Origin of the sequence: Achromobacter sp. (assembly GCF_032113835.1) — a bacterium.
In the GTDB taxonomy this organism is placed as follows: Bacteria; Pseudomonadota; Gammaproteobacteria; order Burkholderiales; family Burkholderiaceae_B; genus Achromobacter.
The window spans coordinates 12,303-29,769 of the sequence record NZ_DAMCTG010000071.1 but is presented as its reverse complement, the minus strand read 5'-3'; the positions used below and the strand labels follow the sequence as shown (position 1 = coordinate 29,769).

At 66.3% G+C, this 17,467-nt stretch carries 15 protein-coding genes; 11 read left to right on the top strand and 4 right to left on the bottom strand.

Annotated elements, in window-relative coordinates:
• Window positions 1-60 precede the first annotated feature (60 nt).
• Window positions 61-249: a hypothetical protein gene (locus RT697_RS20745; RefSeq protein ID WP_313701451.1), complete on the top strand. Its 189-nt coding sequence runs from the start codon at window positions 61-63 to the stop codon at window positions 247-249.
• Between the two features lie 35 nt (window positions 250-284).
• Window positions 285-2,456, top strand: coding sequence for a phosphocholine-specific phospholipase C (locus RT697_RS20740; RefSeq protein ID WP_313701449.1), 2,172 nt, complete (start codon window positions 285-287; stop codon window positions 2,454-2,456).
• 3 nt (window positions 2,457-2,459) lie between these two features.
• Here the strand turns inward: RT697_RS20740 and RT697_RS20735 are convergent, their stop codons facing one another.
• Window positions 2,460-3,362, bottom strand: a complete 903-nt coding sequence (locus RT697_RS20735; protein ID WP_313701447.1) for a LysR substrate-binding domain-containing protein — start codon at window positions 3,360-3,362, stop codon at window positions 2,460-2,462.
• Window positions 3,363-3,455: 93 nt separating this feature from the next.
• Between RT697_RS20735 and ggt the strand changes: the two genes are divergently transcribed.
• The 5 genes from ggt to RT697_RS20710 all read left to right on the top strand — a co-directional run bounded on the left by ggt (window position 3,456) and on the right by RT697_RS20710 (window position 10,475).
• Window positions 3,456-5,084, top strand: coding sequence for a gamma-glutamyltransferase (ggt, locus tag RT697_RS20730; protein ID WP_313701445.1), 1,629 nt, complete (start codon window positions 3,456-3,458; stop codon window positions 5,082-5,084).
• Window positions 5,085-5,131: 47 nt separating this feature from the next.
• Complete coding sequence (locus RT697_RS20725) at window positions 5,132-6,643, top strand: ABC transporter substrate-binding protein (RefSeq protein ID WP_313701443.1); 1,512 nt, start codon at window positions 5,132-5,134, stop codon at window positions 6,641-6,643.
• Between the two features lie 129 nt (window positions 6,644-6,772).
• On the top strand, window positions 6,773-7,717 hold the full coding sequence (locus RT697_RS20720) for an ABC transporter permease (RefSeq protein WP_056316436.1): 945 nt from the start codon (window positions 6,773-6,775) through the stop codon (window positions 7,715-7,717).
• Window positions 7,714-8,592 (top strand): ABC transporter permease, encoded by an 879-nt coding sequence (locus tag RT697_RS20715; RefSeq protein ID WP_056570076.1) that lies wholly within the window; start codon window positions 7,714-7,716, stop codon window positions 8,590-8,592. The genes RT697_RS20720 and RT697_RS20715 overlap by 4 nt, the downstream gene beginning before the upstream one ends.
• Window positions 8,593-8,606: 14 nt before the next feature.
• Window positions 8,607-10,475: a dipeptide ABC transporter ATP-binding protein gene (locus tag RT697_RS20710; RefSeq protein WP_313701457.1), complete on the top strand. Its 1,869-nt coding sequence runs from the start codon at window positions 8,607-8,609 to the stop codon at window positions 10,473-10,475.
• Window positions 10,476-11,267: 792 nt separating this feature from the next.
• Here RT697_RS20710 and RT697_RS20705 read toward each other — a convergent pair.
• Window positions 11,268-11,921 carry a LysE family translocator gene (locus RT697_RS20705; RefSeq protein ID WP_313701441.1) on the bottom strand — a complete coding sequence of 218 codons (654 nt, stop codon included), beginning with the start codon at window positions 11,919-11,921 and terminating at the stop codon, window positions 11,268-11,270.
• A gap of 154 nt (window positions 11,922-12,075) precedes the next feature.
• Here RT697_RS20705 and RT697_RS20700 point away from each other — a divergent pair, with 154 nt between their 5' ends.
• The 4 genes from RT697_RS20700 (at window position 12,076) to RT697_RS20685 (ending at window position 15,636) form a co-directional block, all read left to right on the top strand.
• On the top strand, window positions 12,076-12,612 hold the full coding sequence (locus tag RT697_RS20700; protein ID WP_313701455.1) for a YaeQ family protein: 537 nt from the start codon (window positions 12,076-12,078) through the stop codon (window positions 12,610-12,612).
• 153 nt (window positions 12,613-12,765) lie between these two features.
• A complete protein-coding gene (locus RT697_RS20695) occupies window positions 12,766-13,359 on the top strand; it encodes a TetR/AcrR family transcriptional regulator (RefSeq protein WP_313701439.1) in 594 nt (197 codons plus the stop codon).
• Window positions 13,360-13,489: 130 nt separating this feature from the next.
• Entirely contained in the window at window positions 13,490-14,182 is a 693-nt protein-coding gene (locus tag RT697_RS20690; RefSeq protein ID WP_313701437.1) for an SDR family oxidoreductase, read from the top strand.
• Window positions 14,183-14,202: 20 nt separating this feature from the next.
• Window positions 14,203-15,636: a DHA2 family efflux MFS transporter permease subunit gene (locus RT697_RS20685; protein ID WP_409517471.1), complete on the top strand. Its 1,434-nt coding sequence runs from the start codon at window positions 14,203-14,205 to the stop codon at window positions 15,634-15,636.
• 61 nt (window positions 15,637-15,697) lie between these two features.
• On the opposite strand, the gene RT697_RS20680 is transcribed toward RT697_RS20685, so the two are convergent.
• The gene (locus RT697_RS20680; RefSeq protein ID WP_313701436.1) at window positions 15,698-16,822 is read right to left on the bottom strand and encodes a hypothetical protein; all 1,125 of its coding nucleotides are present in this window, start codon (window positions 16,820-16,822) and stop codon (window positions 15,698-15,700) included.
• Window positions 16,815-17,387 (bottom strand): hypothetical protein, encoded by a 573-nt coding sequence (locus tag RT697_RS20675; protein WP_313701435.1) that lies wholly within the window; start codon window positions 17,385-17,387, stop codon window positions 16,815-16,817. Before RT697_RS20675 ends, RT697_RS20680 begins: the two co-directional genes overlap by 8 nt.
• Window positions 17,388-17,467: the final 80 nt, after the last annotated feature.

The window sequence follows — 17,467 nt, the reverse complement described above, 5'->3', positions numbered from 1 at the left end:
GCCATGTCCGGCAAGTCCGTCTCCGAACTGTTTCCCTGATGTCCCAAGGATAGATACCCCATGAGCAAGTCCATGATTTTGCGCGGTTTCCTGCGCGCCGGCGCGGTGCTGATGCTGACCGCCACCCTGGCCGCCTGCGGTGGTGGCGACGACGATGACGATGCCGGCGCCCCCACCGACCCGGGCACCCCCACCCAGCCCGAGACGCCCACGCCGCCCGCCAAGCCCGAACTGCGTTGCGCGCCCTGAGCCGCGCTTCTTGTAGACCCATAGGAAAAGAATCCGTGAAGTCCGAAAAAGACACGATCCACGCCGGCAAGCGCCGGTTCCTGCGCAACGCGGCTGCCTCCACCGCCGGGCTGACCGCGCTGTCGATGTTCCCGCCCGCCATCCGCCGCGCGCTGGCCATCCCCGCCAACAACCGCACCGGCACCATCAACGACGTCGAGCACGTGGTCATCCTCATGCAGGAAAACCGCTCCTTCGACATGTACTTCGGCACGTTCAAGGGCGTGCGCGGCTTTGGCGACCGCATCACCATTCCGCTGCCGCAGAACCGCTCCGTCTGGGAACAGACCAACGGCACGCGCGTCGTCATGCCGTATCACCTGGACAGCACGCAGGGCAACGCCCAGCGCGTGGCCGGCACGCCCCACGACTACGTCGACGCCCAGATGGCCTGGGACGGCGGTCGCATGTACCAATGGCCGCGCTACAAGCAGAACCAGTCCATGGGCTACTACCGCGAAAAGGAAGTGGAATTCCAGTTCGCGCTGGCCAACGCCTTCACGCTGTGCGATGCCTACCACTGTTCGACGCATGGCGGCACCAACACCAACCGCCTGTTCCACTGGACCGGCACCAACGATCCGCTGGCGCAGGGCAATGGCCCGTCGACCCGCAACCAGTGGGACAGCCTGGGCGCCTCGTCCACCGGCTGGACCTGGAAGACGTACCCCGAGCGCCTGCAGGAAAATGGCGTGACCTGGAAGGTCTACCAGAACCTGCCCGAGAACTTCGGCGACAACCCGCTGGCCGGCTTTCAGCAATACCGCCGCGCCAACGAACTGGCCGGCAACGGCAGCAACGGCGCGCCGTACCCGGCCTGGACGCCCAGCATGGATGGGGCCAACCCGCTCTACAAGGGCACGGCCAACACCATGCCCGACGGCGGCTTTCTGCAGGCCCTGCGCGACGACGCCCTCAACGGCACGCTGCCGCAGATCTCCTGGATCGTCGCGCCCGCCGATTACTCCGAACACCCCGGCCCGTCCAGCCCCGTGCAGGGCGCCTGGTACATCCAGGAAACGCTCGACGCACTGACCGCCAATCCGGACGTCTGGAGCAAGACCGTCCTGCTCATCAACTTCGACGAGAACGACGGCTACTTCGACCACGTGCCGCCGCCCGCCGCGCCGTCGCTGAACACCGACGGTTCGATGGCCGGCGCTTCCACCGTCAACACCGACCTCGAACGTCACACGCATGCGTCCGCCCAGGATGCCGCCGACAACCGCGTGTACGGCCCCGGCCCGCGCGTGCCGATGTATGTGGTGTCGCCGTGGAGCCGTGGCGGCTGGGTCAATTCGCAAGCGTTCGACCACACCTCGGTGCTGCGTTTCCTGGAAGCCCGCTTCGGCGTCAAGGAAGAGAACATCAGCCCGTGGCGCCGCGCCGTGCTGGGCGACCTGACGTCGGCCTTCAACTTCGCCACGCCGAACGACGAGAAGCTGTCTGGCCTGGATATCCTGACCCGTTCGAAGGCGGACCAGGAGCGCGCTGCCCAGCAGGCGCTCACGGCCGTGCCGCTCCCCGATCCGTCCACGCAGGCCAAGGGCATCCAGGAAAAGGGCATTCGCAACTCCTGCGCCTTGCCGTATGAACTGCACACGAGCGGCCGCAGCCAGCCCGGCACCGGCAACATGTGGCTGGTGTTCTCCAACACGGGCAAACAGACCGCGGTGTTCCACGTCTATGACCGCCTGCACCTGGATCGCCTGCCGCGCCGCTACACGGTGGAGCCGGACAAGCAATTGGAAGGCAGCTGGGACACGGCGGCCGACGGCGGCAAGTACGACCTGTGGGTGCTGGGTCCCAACGGCTGGCACCGCCATTTCGCGGGCGACCTGGCGCACGACCGCACGGCGCAGCAGGATGCCGAGATCCGCGTCTGCTACGACATCGCCAACGGCGACGTCTACGTCAGCTTCATCAACGCCGGCAAGACGCCTTGCTCGTTCGAGGTGACGCCCAACGCCTATTACGCCAACCACGAACGCTGGACGTTCACGGTTCCGGCGGGCGGGCAGGTCGAGCAGCACTGGGCGCTGGCGGGCAGCCATGCCTGGTACGACTTCACGGTCCGTTTGGCCGAGGATCCGTCGTGGTTGCGCCGCTTTGCCGGCCGCATCGAGACGGGCAAGCCGTCCAAGACCGACCCGGCCATGGCCGAGTAAGCCTTACGCGGCGGTTTGCGGTTCGCGTGCGCGGAAAGCCTGCGCGCACGCCTCGCAGATCGCCGCGGTGATGCCCTGGCGGGCATGCTCGCGGCGTTCCAGCATGCCGATCGAGCGCGACAGGGGCCCGAGGTCTTCGGGCAGGTAGAAAATCCGAAGTTCCGGGCTGTGCTGCCAGTTCGCGCCGTTGATCAGCGGCAGCAGCGTGACGCCGACCTCCTGGCGCACCAGTTCCACCAGCGTCTCGATGGCGTTCAGTTCCAGGAATTCATTGACCGGCACCGCCATGCGCCGCAGCAGGCGGTCGATCTGCAGCCCGGTGCGCTGGGTCCGGTCAAAGCGCAGGAACGGATTGCCCGCCAGCACCTCGCGCGCGTCCTGGCCGGCCGCCGACCGCGGGGCGATCACCACCATCTGTTCTTCATATAGCGGCGTCCAGCGCGTGCTGGCCATCTTGCGGCCGGCTTCCACCAGGAATGCGGCGTCCAGCTCGCCGTCCTCGACCTTGCCCGCCAGTTCGCTGGCCTTGCCCGACAGGATGCGCACGTCCAGCTTGGGATGCGCCTTCTTCAACCCCGAGATGACTTTGGACAGCGTGCCCATGCAGGACACGATGCTGCCCACTGACACCGAGCCGGCCAATTCGCCGGGCGCCGTGCTCGGGCGCCTGAGTCTGTCGTATAAATCCAGCAAGTGCTTGATTTCGGGAAGCAATTCGCGCCCGGCCGCGTTCAGGATGGCCAGGCGCCCGCTGCGGTCGAAGAGTTCGCGGCCCAGCTCGGCTTCGAGCGAGCGCATCTGGAAGCTGACGGCCGCCTGCGTCAGGGCGACCTGTTCGGCAGCCTCCGAGAAGGAACCGTGGTGCGCGACCGCCAGAAACGTGCGCAGAAATCGGATCGTACTCATAAAAAATTCTTTTATGACGGAACAAAAAATCAAATTGATTTAATTAAAGCACGAGAGTAACTTCGCCCGCTTAACCGTTATGAGACCCGCCACATGAAAACCTTCGACTGGGCCAACCCGTATCCTTCCGTTCGCATCCCGCTGTTCGCCCGCAACGTGGTCTCCACGTCGCACCCGCTGGCGGCCCAGGCGGGGCTGCGCATGCTGCTCAAGGGCGGCAACGCCGTGGACGCCGCCATCGCGGCCGCGGCTACGATCGTCTTGGTCGAACCGGTCTCGTGCGGCCTGGGCGGCGATTGCTTTGCCATCGTCTGGGACGGCAAGGAACTGCACGGCCTGAACTCGTCGGGCGTCGCGCCCGCCGCCTGGAACACCGAATACTTCAAGCGCAAGTACGGCACCGGCGACAACGGCCTGGCCATCCAGCCCAAGCGCGGCTGGGACTCGGTCACGGTCCCCGGCGTGGTGGCCGGCTGGGCCGCGCTGCATGAAAAGCTGGGCAAGCTGCCGTTCGAACAACTGTTCGAGCCCGCCATCGAGATCGCCGAGCGCGGCTACGCCGTGCCGCCCGTGGTGGCGCACAAGTGGGCCGCCGCTGCCGAGGAACTGAAGTCGCAGCCCGGCTACGCCCAGGCCTTCCTGCCCGAAGGCCGCGCGCCCAAGGTCGGCGAACACTTCCGTTTCCCCGACGCCGCCAACACGCTGCGCCGCATCGCCGAATCCAAGGGCCGCGACTTCTACGAAGGCGAACTGGCCGAGCGCATCGCCGCCTTCAGCAAGGAATGCGGCGGCGCGATGACGCTGGAAGACCTGCGCGGCTACCGCCCGGAATGGGTCAAGCCGATCTCCAAGTCCTACCGCGGCTACGAGCTGCACGAAATTCCGCCGAACGGGCAGGGCATCGCCGCGCTGATCGCGCTGGGCATCGTCGAACGCTTCGACATGGCCGACATTCCCGTGGATTCGGTGCAATCGCAGCACATCCAGATCGAAGCCATGAAGCTGGCCTTCGCCGATCTGTACAAGTACGTGGCCGACCCGCGCGCCATGCAGGTCACGCCCGAGCAGATGCTGTCGGACGCCTACCTGGACAGCCGCGCCAAGTTGATCCGTCTGGACCAGGCCACCCACTTCGAAGCCGGCCGTCCGCACGCGGGCGGCACCATCTACCTGACCGCCGCCGACGAAAACGGCATGATGATCTCGTTCATCCAGTCCAACTACATGGGCTTCGGATCGGGCGTGGTCGTGCCTGGCACGGGAATCAGCATGCAGAACCGCGGCGTGGGCTTCTCGATGGATCCCAAGTCGGCCAACGTGGTCGAAGGCGGCAAGCGTCCGTTCCACACCATCATCCCGGGGTTCCTCACGCGCGCCGGCAAGCCGGTCATGAGCTTTGGCGTCATGGGCGGCGACATGCAGCCGCAGGGCCACATGCAGACCGTCGTCCGCATGATCGACTACCACCAGAACCCGCAGGCCGCGTGCTGCGCGCCGCGCTGGAAGGTCAACCGCGACTTCACGCTGGATATCGAGACCAATATGAAGGCGTCGACGATTGCAGGACTGAAGGATCTGGGCCATGCTCTGAAATCCGTTGACGATCCGTACATGGACTTCGGCGCCGGCCAGTTCATCTGGCGCATGTCCGAGAACGACAACGAACTGGGCTACGTCGCCGCCAGCGACAGCCGTCGCGACGGCCAGGCGGTGGGCTTCTAAAGCGCTTCCTTAAACCGGCAAATGCAGCAACAAGGGGAATAAACACAATGAAACGCTTGACCATGACCTTCGGCGCCAGCCTCTTGGCGCTGGCCGCCGGCGCCGCCAGCGCCCAGAACATCCGGATCGGCCTGCAGGAAGATCCCGATGTCCTGGACCCGCACCGCGCCCGCACCTACGTGGGCCGCATCGTGTTCACGTCGCTGTGCGACAAGCTGGTGGACATCGATCCCAAGCTGCACTTCGTGCCGCAACTGGCCACCTCGTGGTCGTTCAGCGACGACAACAAGGTGCTGACCTTCAAGCTGCGCGACGACGCGCTGTTCCACGACGGCACCAAGTTCGACGCGGCGGCGGCCAAGGCCAACCTGGACCGCGCCATGAGCCTGCCGGACAGCCTGCGCAAGGGCGAGCTGCGCTCGGTGGCCAAGGTCGACGCACCTGACGCCACCACGCTGGTGCTGACCCTGAAAGAACCGGACGCCACGCTGCTCGCGCAGTTGTCCGACCGCGCCGGCATGATGCTGTCGCCCAAGACCTTCTCGGACGACGTCGCCGCCGTGGGCCGCAAGCCCATCTGCTCGGGCCCGTACAAGTTCGTCGAACGCATCCAGAACGACCGCATCGTCCTGGAAAAATTCGACCAGTACTACGGCGCCAAGGATTACGCGTTCAAGCGCGTGACCTTCCTGCCCATCCCCGACACCACCGTGCGCCTGTCCAACCTGCGCGCAGGCGACCTGGACATGCTCGAGCGCCTGAACCCCTCGGACGCGCCGGCGGTCAAGAGCGACGCCAGCCTGACGTTCGCGCCGGTCGCGGGCCTGGGCTTCCAGCAGTTCATGTTCAACGTGGACAACGGCAAGCGCGCCGAAGACAACCCGTTCAAGAACAAGCTGGTGCGCCAGGCGTTCCAGTACGCCATCGACCGCAACGCCATCAACGAAGTGGCCGGCGGCGGCATCTTCGAACCCGCGCAGCAGCCGTTCCCGCCCGCCAGTCCCTATCACAGCGACAAGTTCCCGGTCACCAAGCGCGACGTGGCCAAGGCCAAGAGCCTGCTCAAGCAGGCAGGTTTTGACCGCGTGAAGGCCGAGCTGGTGTTCGGCAACAACACCACCACCTCGTCCGTCGCCGAGATCGTGCAGGCCATGGCCGCCGAGGCGGGCTTTGACCTGTCCCTGCGTCCCACGGAATACGCCGCGCTGCAGAAGGAATCGGCCGGCGGCAACTTCCAGATCGTGATGCTGGGCTGGTCCGGCCGGGTCGATCCCGACGGCAACATCCACGCTTTCGTCACCTGCAAGGGCGCGCTGAACGACGGCCACTATTGCAATCCGGAGGTCGACAAGCTGCTGAACCAGGCTCGTACCGTCCCGGACGAAGCCAAGCGCAAGGCGATTTACGACCAGGCGCAGGCCATCATCCAGGACGAACTGCCCGGCGTGTACAACTACTACCAGCCGTGGCCCTTCGTGATGGGCAAGAAGGTCCAGGGCTTCACGCCCTATCCGGACGGTATGATCCGGCTCAAGGGCGTGACGTTCGCGCAGAAGTAATGTCGGAGCGGCGAATGCCCGCCGCGCCCGCCGGACGCGCCTTGCGCGTCCGGTTGTCGTTTGCGGCGGACGCGCATCGGGCCCTGTCCGGCCGGCGCCGTCCGTCGTTCCAGTCTTACGGTTTCCCACATGCTTAAACTCATCTTGCGCCGCGTGATCGTCGCGATCCCGACACTGATACTGGTGTCGATGATCGTGTTCATGCTGCAGAAAATCCTGCCCGGCGATCCGGTGCTGACCCTGGCCGGCGAAGAGCGCGATCCGGCCGTCCTGGACTATCTGCGCGACAAATACCGCCTGAACGACCCCTTGCCGATGCAGTACGCGGCCTGGGCCGGGCAGGTCCTGCAAGGCGATCTGGGCAAGTCCCTGCGCACCGACGTGCCCGTCACGACGCTGATCGCGCAAAAGCTGCCTGTCACGCTGCAACTAGCCGCCATGGCGATGTTCTTTGCGCTGCTGGTGGGTATCCCGATGGGCATCATCGCCGCGGTGCGCAAGGGCAAGCCCGTCGAAATGGGCGCCAACATCGCGGCGCTCTCCGGCATGTCCATTCCCAATTTCTGGCTGGGCATCATCCTCATCATGGTGGTGTCGGTGCAGTGGAAGCTGCTGCCGGCTTCGGGGTACGTGTCGCCTTCTGAAGATTTCTGGCTGTCGATCAAGACGATGCTGATGCCGTCGCTGGTGCTGTCCACCGCGATCGCGGCGTACCTGATGCGGCACACGCGTTCGTCCATGCTGGAGGCGCTGTCCGCGGACTACGTGCGCACCGCCCGCGCCAAGGGCGTGTCGCCGCGCAGCGTGGTGCTGCGCCACGCGTTGCGCAATGCGCTGATGCCGATCGTCACGCTGGTGACGCTGCTGTTCGGCGAGCTGCTGGCGGGCGCCGTGCTGACCGAGCAGGTCTTCACGATTCCGGGCTTCGGCAAGCTGGTGGTCGACGCGGTGTTCACCCGCGACTACGCGGTGGTGCAGGGCGTGGTGCTCTGCGTGGCGGTGGGTTTCATCCTGATGAACCTGCTGGCCGACATCCTGTACATCCTGGTCAATCCCCGCCTGAGGCACTCATGAGCGCAATTCCTGCAACGGCCGCAGCCGTCACGCCGCCCCGCAGCCGCAATCGCGCGTGGGCCAAATTCAAACGCAACCGCATCGCGATGCTCGGTCTGGGCATCGTGCTGTTCTTCGTGGTGGTGGCCATCCTGGCCCCGTTCATCGTCAGCCAGGATCCGCTGCAAACCAGTTTCACCACCATCCGCAAGGCGCCGTCCGCGGCGCACTGGCTGGGCACGGACGAACTGGGCCGGGACATCTACAGCCGCATGGTCTACGGCGCGCGCGCCTCGCTGATGGCGGGCCTGGTGTCGGTGCTGATCGCGCTGATCGTGGGCGTGCCGTTCGGTCTGGCCGCGGGTTACTTCGGCGGCTGGACGGACAGCATCATCTCGCGCGCCACCGAGGCGCTCCTGGCCATTCCCTTCCTGATCCTGGCGATCGCGCTGGCCGCCTTTCTGGGACCCAGCCTGACCAACGCGATGATCGCCATCGGCGTATCGGCCGCGCCCAAGTTCATCCGGCTGACGCGCGGACAGGTGCTGGCGGTCAAGAACGAGGATTACGTGCAGAGCGCCCGGGCGCTCGGCGCGTCCGACCTTCGCATCATCGGACGGCACGTGTTCCCCAACGTGATGCCGCCGCTGATCGTGCAGGCCACGATCACGATCGCCACGGCCATCATCGCCGAGGCCAGCCTGTCCTTCCTGGGCCTGGGCCTGCAGCCGCCGACGCCGTCGTGGGGCTCGATGCTGAACACGGCCAAGAACTTCATGACCCAGGCGCCCTGGATGTCGATCTTCCCCGGATCGGCCATTTTCCTGGTGGTGCTGGGCTTCAATCTGCTGGGTGACGGGCTGCGTGACGCGCTCGATCCGCGTCAGGAAAAGTAATCGATATGGCAACCATGGATTCCAACCGCGTCGTGCAGGTCAATGACCTGACGGTGCGGTTCAAAACGCCCGAACGCACCGTGGAAGCGGTGCGCAATGTTTCCTTTCACGTGAACCGCGGCGAGACGCTGGCCATCGTGGGCGAGTCTGGCTCCGGCAAGTCGGTGACTTCGCTGGCGCTGATGCGCCTGGTCGAATACGGCGGCGGTCACATCGCCAATGGCGGGATGCTGCTGCGCCGGCGCAACGGCGACGTGCTGGACCTGGTCAGCGCGCCGGATTCGACGCTGCAGCGCGTGCGCGGTGCGGACGTGGCGATGATCTTCCAGGAGCCGATGACGTCGCTGAACCCCAGCTTCACGGCGGGCAACCAGATCGCCGAGGCCTTGCAGCTGCATCAGGGGCTGGACGCGGCGGCGGCGCGGGCGGAGACGCTGCGCATGCTGGAACGCGTGCGCATCCCTGAGGCGCGCGCCATTCTGGACCGCTACCCGCACCAGTTGTCGGGTGGGATGCGTCAGCGCGTGATGATCGCGATGGCGCTGTCGTGCAAGCCGCAATTGCTGATCGCAGATGAACCGACGACCGCGCTCGACGTCACCATCCAGGCGCAGATTCTGCAACTGATCCGCCAGCTCCAGGAAGAAATGGACATGGGCGTGATCTTCATCACGCACGACATGGGCGTGGTGGCGGAAGTGGCGGACCGGGTGCTGGTGATGTACCGGGGCGACAAGGTGGAAGAGGGCGGGTCGGACGAGATCTTTGCGCGTCCGCAGCATGCTTACACGCGGGCGCTGCTGTCGGCGGTGCCGCGGCTGGGGGCGATGCAGGGCACGGATGAGCCGGCGCCGTTTCCGCTGTTGAAGGTGGACGAGGCGGTGCGGGTGCCGGACCCGGCGCGGCTGGTGGACACGCCGGTGGCCGCGCCGTCGACGGTGCGGCGCGAGAACGGTCCTGTGCTGAAGGTGCGTGATCTGACGACCAGCTTTGACATTACCGGCGGCATTCTGGGCCGGGTGCAGAAGCGGGTGCATGCGGTCGAGAAGGTCAGCTTCGACCTGTATCCGGGCGAGACGCTGTCGCTGGTGGGCGAGTCGGGGTGCGGGAAGACGACGACTGGGCGGTCTTTGCTGCAACTGGTCAAGAGCAAGAGCGGGTCGATTGAGTTCGACGGCAAGAATATCGGCGCGTTGCGGGGCAGTGCGATGCAGACGCTGCGCCAGCACATCCAGTTCATTTTCCAGGACCCGTTCGCGTCGCTGGATCCGCGGATGACGGTGGGCTATTCGATCATGGAGCCGCTGCTGATCCACAAGGTGGCGCGCGGTAAAGAGGCGCAGGATCGGGTGCGGTGGCTGATGGATAAATGCGGGCTGCTGCCGGAGATGATCGATCGCTATCCGCACGAGTTTTCGGGCGGGCAGCGGCAGCGGATCTGCATCGCGCGGGCGCTGGCGTTGAATCCCAAGGTGGTGATTGCGGATGAGTCGGTGTCGGCGCTGGATGTGTCGATTCAGGCGCAGATCGTGAATCTGCTGCTGGATCTGCAGCGTGAGTTGGGTGTGTCGTTCTTGTTCATCTCGCACGATATGGCGGTGGTGGAGCGGGTCAGCCACCGGGTCGCGGTGATGTATCTGGGGCAGATCGTGGAGATCGGGCCTCGGCGGGCGATCTTCGAAAATCCGCAGCATCCTTATACGAAGAAGCTGATGGCGGCGGTGCCGATTGCCGATCCGCAGCGGCGGCATCGGGAGCGGTCGCTGCTGGTGGATGAGATTCCCAGCCCGATGCGCCGGTTGGGGGATGATCCGCTGGTGGAGCCGTTGGTTGCCGTGGGAGAGGGGCATTTTGTGGCTCGGCATGCCATTGGGGTGTATTGAGGCGGCTTAGGTTTTTGCTGGCTTTGATGTCTGGTGGGCGGTGGCGCTTTGCTGGGGTTGCTTTGCTGGCATGTGGCGCTGTCCCTGGGCTGCTTTGATTTTTGGCAGCGGGGGTGATTGCTGGCAGGCGGGTGGGTTCTTGAAACGCGGCCGGCGCCGTGCCGGGTGCGAGCGAGGGGCCACGATTGCGGTCCGGAGCCTTCGCTCCGGACTGCCCCGTTGTCATCCTCGTTGCCGCCTGCGGCGCCTGCCTTCGGATTCCCTCGGGCGCATCGACGCCCCTCGCTCGCACCCGTCCCGTCACCGGCCGCTCCGTCAAGGGCTGGTGCTGGTCGGCGGGGCGAGTTGAGTTCTTGCGTTCTTGCCGCGAGTCGGGTGGGGCGAAGGTCTTGCGGGGCCGCCAAAATCGGCCGCGCGGGCGGCCTTCTTTGGCGTTTGGGTGTCTTGCGTCGTGATGATGACGCTGCGCGCTGGTGGTGGGGTATTTGGCGTTGACAGCTGTTCGTGCCCGCGCCGCTCTCAGGTGTCTGACACCCTTACGAGATGAGCGTCGAACGGTAGCCGGCGTCGCCGGGTGTCTGACACCCAAAGGTAAACGCTCTCAGGTGTCTGACGCCCTTACGAGCTGACCCAAAGGTAAACGCTCTCAGGTGTCTGACGCCCTTACGAGCTGACCCAAAGGTAAATGCTCTCAGGTGTCTGACACCCTTACGTGATGACCGTCGAGATGTCGCCGGCGTACCCGGGTGTCTGACACCCATCCAAGCTCCGCCGTCGCTTCAAGCCTTCGATTCAGCGCTTCTCCAGCGCCAACCTCAACCCAAACGCAATAAACACCGCCCCGGTCACACGGTCCAAACCTCGCGTGACGGCCGGGCGGGAAAGCCAGCGGGCCAGCGGCCGAGTGGCGGCGACCAGCAGGACAAACCAGAGCATGCCGACGATCGCGTGAACCGTGGCGAGCAACAGGCTGAAACGCAGCACGTCGGCGCCGGCGGGGATGAACTGCGGCAGGAACGTGATGTAGAAGACACCAACCTTGGGGTTCAGCGCATTGGTCAGGCACCCGCGCACGAACCAGCCCGTGGCGGATGTGCTGGGGCGAGCGGGGGAAGCAAGGATGCCGGAGGGCGACGTCGCCGCGGCTTTGTGGCGGGAGCGCGTGCTCCACAGCAGCTTGACGCCCAGATAGAACAGGTAGATCGCGGCGCAGATGCGCAGGGTGTCGTAGGCGAGCGTGGACACGGCCAGCAACGAACCCAGCCCGAATGCCGCGATGGCGCCCCATAGCAGGCAGCCGGCGCTGATGCCCAGGCCGGCCATGAGGGCGCGGCGGCTGCCTTCGACGGCGGCGGTGCGCAGGACCAGGGCGTTGTCCAGGCCGGGGGTGATGGTCAGGATGGCGGCGGCCAGGGTGAAGGCTAGGAGGGCGGCGGTGGCGGTCATGGCGAGGGAATCGTGAATGGCGTTTCCGGCAGGATTGGCACGGCGGACGCCCGGCAAGTGTAAACCCGGACCCAGCCTTGAGCCGCATGCCTCCCCGCAGCGCCCGGTTATCATGGCGGCCTTCCTGCAATTCGCTTTTGAACGGACTTACGCCATGGCCCTGCGCGCCACCATCTACAAGGCCGACCTGAATGTCGCCGATACCGATCGCCACTATTACGGCAGCCACGGGCTTACCGTGGCGCGTCATCCTTCGGAAACGGACGAGCGCATGATGGTGCGGCTCCTGGCGTTTGCGATGCATGCGCAGGAGGAATTGGCGTTCACGAAGGGGCTGAGCGATACCGACGAACCGGATCTGTGGGTGAAGGATCTGACCGGGGAGATCAAGCTGTGGATCGAGGTCGGCCAGCCGGAAGAGCGTCGGATTCTGCGTGCCTGTGGCCGCGCCGATGAGGTGATCGTGTATTGCTATGGCGGGTCGGCCAGCAAGATCTGGTGGGACGGGGTGCGCAACAAGCTGGAGCGCACGCGCAATCTGAAGGTGGTGAATTTGCCGGCGGAGCAGTCGAAGGCGCTGGGCAAGCTGGCCGAGCGCACGATGCAGCTGAACGCCAATATCTCGGACGGCGTGGTGTATTTCTCGGCGGAGAAGGGCGAAGTGACCATCGAGCCGGAAGCTTGGCGCTGAAAACGCAAAGAGGCCCTCGAGCCGTAGACCGGCCGCTGAAACCGTGAAGTGGCCAATGAGCCGCAGGCCTGGCGCTAATAATCGGGGCCGGGGCTTGCGTTTCGGAATATGGCAGGCGTAATATGACGATCATCATATTTCGGTGTCGCGATCATGTCCGCCTCCCGCAAGGAACAATCCCACGAACGCATCGTTGATGCAGCCGCCCGCGCGATCCGGCGCTCGGGGTATTCCGGGGTAGGCGTCGCGGACGTCATGAAGGAAGCCGGTTTGACGCACGGCGGCTTCTACGCGCATTTCCCGTCGCGCGACGCGTTGCTGGCGGCGGCGATGGAGCGTGCCGGGCAGGACGGCGCGGCGCGGATGGCTCAGGGCATGGCGCGCCGCCGGGCCGAAGGCGCCAGCCCGTTGCGGGCGTGGGTCGAAACCTATCTCAGCGATGCGCATCTGACCGGCTGCGAACGGGGCTGCCCCGTGGCGGCGCTGGCCTCTGAGATTCCCCGGCAGTCAGAGGACGTGCGCGAGGCGGCGGCCAGCCGGGTGCAGCGGCTCTTGGAAGCGGTGCAGCAGGTGCTGCCCGCCGAGGCAGGCGAACACACGGCGGCGGCGGTGCTGAGCACGCTGGTGGGCGCGTTGCAACTGGCACGGGCGTTGGGCGACAACCCTGGCGGTCGCGCAGTGCTGGCATCCGCCCGCCAGGCAGTCTTGGACCAGTACGACCACGAGGGCGCTGCAGCCTCTCACTGATTGATTTTCGCGGCCGCATTGCGCGGCCATTTTGCTGCCCTTAAATATGATGATCATCATATTGTGTGTACCGAAGCCGACGAAATGAAGCCGACTCACTCACACACATCACCTCTCAGGAATACCCATCATGGAACTCAAAAACGCTGTTGTTTTCATCACCGGGGCCAATCGCGGCCTGGGTCTGACGTTTGCCCGCGAGGCGTTGGCCCGCGGCGCCCGCAAGGTGTACGCCGCCGCGCGCGATCCGTCGTCCATCACGCTGGAAGGCGTAGTGCCGGTCAAGCTGGACGTGACGCGCGCCGAAGACGTGGCGGCCGCGGCGGAGTTGGCGAAGGATGTGACGCTGGTGATCAACAACGCGGGCATTGCGGACTTTGGCGGGTTTCTGGCGCCGGGCAGCGTGGAGTCGGCGCGGCGGCATCTGGAGGTGAATCTGTTCGGGCCGCTCCTGGTGGCGCAGGCGTTTGCGCCGGCGTTGGCGGCCAATGGCGGCGGGGCGATCCTGAATGTCCTGTCGATCGCGAGCTGGGTGAACAACCCGGTGCTGGGCGTGTACGGGATGAGCAAGTCGGCGGCATGGGCGCTGACGAACGGGTTGCGCCAGGAGCTGCGCGGCCAGAACACGCAGGTGCTGGGACTGCATATGGGATTCGTGGATACCGACCTGACCAAGGGCATCGATGCGCCCAAGTCCACGCCGCAGGCCATCGTGAGCCAGGCGTTTGATGCACTGGAAGCCGGCGAGCAGGAAGTGCTGGCGGACGAGCGGACCCGCCAGGTCAAGCAGGGGCTGTCCGCCAGCCCGTCGGTGTATCTGTAAGCGCGAGGGGTACGGCCGACATGCGTAACAACTCCACTTCCGCCGGCGCTTCGGCAGCAGGCATGGGCGCCGTGTCCCCCGCCGCCACCGCCCCGCAAACATCCCCCTGGCCTGTCTTCTGGATCGCCAGCATCGCCGTCTTCCTGGTGTCGCTGGACAGCACGATGCTGTACGCGGCGTTCGGTGCGCTGCGCGAAGGATTCCCGACGGCCTCGGCCGCGGACATGTCCTGGGTGCTCAATGCCTACACGGTGGTCTTTGCCGCCATGCTGATCCCGTCGGGCGGACTGGCCGACACGCACGGCCGCAAGCGCATGTTCATGGGCGGGGTGCTGCTGTTTCTGGCGGCGTCGGCGGCCTGTGGGCTGGCGGCCACGGAACAATGGCTGATCGCCGCGCGGGTGCTGCAGGCGGTGGGCGCGGCGCTCTTGACGCCGGCGTCGCTGTCGATCGTGCTGGCGGCGTTTCCGGCGTCGCAGCGGTCGGTCGCGGTCAGTCTGTGGGGCGCGGTGGGCGGACTGGCGGCGGCGGTGGGCCCCAGCCTGGGCGCGTTCGTGGTTGACGTGGCGGGATGGCCGTGGGCGTTCTACATCAACCTGCCGCTGGGCGCGGTGTCGCTGTGGTTCGGTGCGGGGATGCTCAAGGAGTCGGTGAAGCCCGATGCGCGCCGCCGTGTGGATGGCGTGGGCATGGCGCTCTTGATGGTGGGCGTGGGGGCGGTGGCGCTGGCCATCGTGCAATCGGAATCGCCGACGTGGCAGCGCAGCGAACTGGCGATCGCGGCCGCGGTGGGTGTGATGGCGCTGATCGCCTTCGTGGCGTGGGCGCGCGTGACGCCGCACCCGCTCGTGGATCTGGCGCTGTTCAAGCACCGGACCTACCGCTACGTGAACCTGGCGACACTGAGCTTCGGCATTGCGTTTGCCATGATGTTCTTCGCGTTCTTCTTCTACATGACGGGCGTGTGGCATTACAGCCTGCCGCGCGCGGGGCTGGCGGTGACGCCGGGGCCGCTGCTCGTGATGCCGACGGCGATCATCACCGGCCGGCTGGCGGCGCGGATGGGGCATCGGCCCTTTCTGGTGGGCGGCGCGCTGGTGTATGCGGCCAGCGGGTTGTGGTTCCTGCTGGTGCCGGGCGCCGAGCCCGCGTACCTGACCGAGTGGCTGCCGGGTCTGCTGCTTAGCGGCATCGGGGTGGGCATGGTGCTGCCGTCCTTGTCGGGCGCGGCGGTGAACCGGCTGCCGGCGCAGCATTACGCCGTGGGCAGCGCCGTGAACCAGGCGACTCGCCAGGTGGGCGGCGTGCTGGGCGTGGCGATCACGGTGCTGCTGCTGGGGCACGGCGTGGCCAGCCACGCGGACTTCTCGCCGATTTACGGCGCGCACGTGGGGTTGGCGCTGCTGACGGCGCTGCTCTGCCTACCGGTGGATACCCGGCCCAGAACCGCGTAACGCGCGCGGGCGTTGGGCAGGCGCGGCCAGCGTTTCGTGACAGAGGCGCCGCGCCTGCCGTTTACAGGCAGGCGTCCCGCGACACGTTCGCGGGGTCCGTGCATGCCCGCCACGTCGCGGCCGGCATGGCCGGCACCAGCACCAGCCGGCTCATCGGGTCGGTGTACCAAAGAATCCGCCCGGGCTCGTCCTGCATGGCCTTCCAGACCTTTTGCTGGGCGGCGGGATCGAGCGCGCACTGACCCTGCTCGCCGGTCACGCCCTCGGCCAGCACCGTCTGACTGCTCGGATCCCAAGACACCATGTCAGTGTCGTCCAAAGCGATGTCTTCCTTGAGGCGCACGATGCGCCATGCGTTGCCGGCCACGTCGGTCGATAGCCGAGACAGCGCTTCGCGTTCGATCACGTGCAGGCGGTCCTGCGGGGCCACGGGTTCCGCATAGGCGCCGGGACCGTCGTTGCCATCCGGCGAAGGGAATGGAGACTGCCGCCGCACATAGCGCGTGGCCGGCCGGCCACGTTCATCGTAGGTCTGCACCGCGACGGGCTCGTTGGCGGCGGCGTCGATGACACGCAGCAGCGTGCCGGCTGCATCGCGTACGTAGCGCCGCCCGGGGGCCGCGTCCATCGCATCGCCGCAGGGCCCGGCGATAAATGCCTGCAGCGCGCCCTGCGCATCGCGTCGCAGGCAGACCTGGCCGGCAAGCGTGTATGCCGCGCCCTGCGTCCGCTCGAACTCGGCCACGCGCAGCAGGGATCCGTCAGCGTCGTACTCGAAGGCATGGCCGCCGGTTACCGTCGGCGTCCCCAAAGCCCGCCGCTCCAGGCGCTGGACCCGGCAAAGCCGGCCGTCGGCGTCGAAAAGCAACTGCGCGTGGGCCGCACCCTTGCCGTCGTCGACGCGATAGGCGGTCCAGTCCACCTTGTCCATCCACGTGCGCGGCAGCGGGTCGCCGGACGTTGTCAGCCAGATCGGTTGCGGATGCGTGGCGATGCGTTCGCCCTTGCGGCCCATGAGGACGCGCGATTGCGTCACGTCGACGGAAACGCGAAGCGCCGTCAAAGCGCCGGACTCGGAAAACCCCGAGTCCGCAGGACCGCAGGCCGCCAAGGCCGGGGCGGCGTGCAGGACCGAGGCCGAGGCCAACGCAGCGCCAAAGGCGATGCGGCAAAGACGATCACGCATATTGCAGGGCGTCCATGAACGTCACGAGATCCCAGAATTCCCTGGATACGCCGCCCAGGCGCAGTTTGCCATCGCGTTCCTCGAACAGCAGGAAGGGATACGCGTTGCGTGCGAAAACGCCTGGTTCCGGCAGCCGGTAGGGCTTGAAGACGTCGGGGTCGTTGAAGTAGCGTTCCAGGCGCCCGCCGCCGTCCACATGCACGTACCGCACGCGCAGCGCGGGTTGCTGAAACGCCGTTTGTGTTTCGGGATAGATCCCGCCGTCGCCCGCGACGACGGCGTCGGACAGCGCGGCGAGGAAGACGCGCCGGATGCCCACGAAATGGATTTCGCCGGATTTGCCGCCCGAATGGGCTGCCGCCAGCCTTTCCAGCAGCGCCGTGGCGCGCGAGCCGGGCACGACCGTTCCGGCAAACAGGGCGTCGATGTCGCCCGGCTGCGCATCGGCCGATTGCCGCAGCCGGAGCAGGTCTTGCCGGAATTCGCCCAGCCATTGCTGATAGCGCACGTTTTCCGCATGGCGGTCGAAGGGCTGCGCGGCCGCGACGGCGGACTGAAAAGCCATCAGCGCCGCAGCGGCGGCAAGCCATAGCGGATACGCCAGCGCGGCTTTCCAACGAGGCCGCCAGCACGCCAACGTTACGA